The organism is Microcystis sp. M53598_WE2 (assembly GCF_030067735.1).
Classification (GTDB): Bacteria; Cyanobacteriota; Cyanobacteriia; order Cyanobacteriales; family Microcystaceae; genus Microcystis; species Microcystis aeruginosa.
In genome coordinates this window covers 1-1,314 of record NZ_JASJFE010000112.1, presented here as the reverse complement: position 1 = coordinate 1,314, position 1,314 = coordinate 1, and the positions used below count along the sequence as shown (strand labels likewise).

General features: G+C 41.8%; 1 protein-coding gene. It reads left to right on the top strand.

Features of this window, described 5'->3' with window-relative positions; genetic code table 11:
• Positions 1–107 precede the first annotated feature (107 nt).
• Positions 108–1,106, top strand: a complete 999-nt coding sequence (galE, locus tag PX636_RS02615; RefSeq protein WP_012268350.1) for a UDP-glucose 4-epimerase GalE — start codon at positions 108–110, stop codon at positions 1,104–1,106.
• Positions 1,107–1,314 lie beyond the last annotated feature (208 nt).

The window sequence follows — 1,314 nt, the reverse complement described above, 5'->3', positions numbered from 1 at the left end:
GGGGATCAAAGACAAAATCTATCTTCAATTTAATTATAACCACTTACTTAAAAGCAAAATTAGGGTATAAAGTTATAGACAAGTCAATCTCAAATAGGTATGATCGCGTGTCTCAAGTTAAACCTACCATTCTCGTTACTGGCGGTGCGGGTTATATTGGTTCCCATGCGGTTCTAGCGCTTAAAAATGCCGGTTATTCCGTCATCGTACTCGATAATTTATCCTACGGTCACGCCGAAATCGTTAAGGATATATTAAAAGTTGAGTTAATTGTCGGTGATACTAGGGATCGATCGCTGCTGGATAATTTATTTGCCAGTCGTGATATTGCCGCCGTCATGCACTTTGCCGCTTTTATTGCCGTGGGGGAATCGGTACAAGAACCGGCTATTTACTATCAAAATAATGTTAGTGGTAGTCTGACTCTTTTGCAAGCGATGATCGCCGCCGATGTGAAGAAATTTGTTTTTTCTTCTACCTGTGCTATTTATGGAATGCCGAAAGAAATTCCGATGACGGAAAATCATCCCCATCATCCCCTCAGTCCCTACGCTGCCAGTAAGGAAATGGTGGAACAAATTCTTCGGGATTTTGATCGGGCCTACGGTTTAAAATCGGTGGCTTTCCGTTATTTTAATGCCTCAGGAGCCGACCCCAGTGGTTTATTAGGGGAAGATCACCAACCGGAAACCCATTTAATTCCCCTGGCTTTATTAACTGCCCTGAAAAAACGGGATTACCTGTCAGTTTTCGGCACGGATTATGATACTCCCGATGGCACTGCTGTTCGCGATTATATCCATGTCAATGATTTAGCCCAAGCTCACGTTTTAGGCTTAGAATATCTCTTAAATGGGGGCGAAAGTAATGTGTTTAATTTGGGCAATGGTAACGGTTTTTCCGTGCGTGAAGTGATTGAAACAGCACAAGCAGTAACTGGTTTAGATATTCCCGTCATCGAAAGTCCCAGAAGGGCCGGCGATGCCCCCATTTTAATCGGCAGTAGTGATAAAGCTAAACAGGTTCTCGGTTGGCATCCCCAATATGCCGATCTCAAGGTAATAGTTGAACACGCCTGGAATTGGCATCAAAAAAGACACGCTTAACAGCGATCGAGTGCTAAACTTTAATCTTATAAGATTGAACAGTTCTAAGTAAGTGGTTTCAATTAAATTGAAGATAGATTTTGTCTTTGATCCCCCCTGCCCCCCTTGATAAGGCTATCCATTAGTCAGATCTTTCTTAACAAAAAGAGAAGAAACTTAAAAAAAGGGGAAACGATTGATAGGTATAGTTTTGAAAGAAGGAATTAAG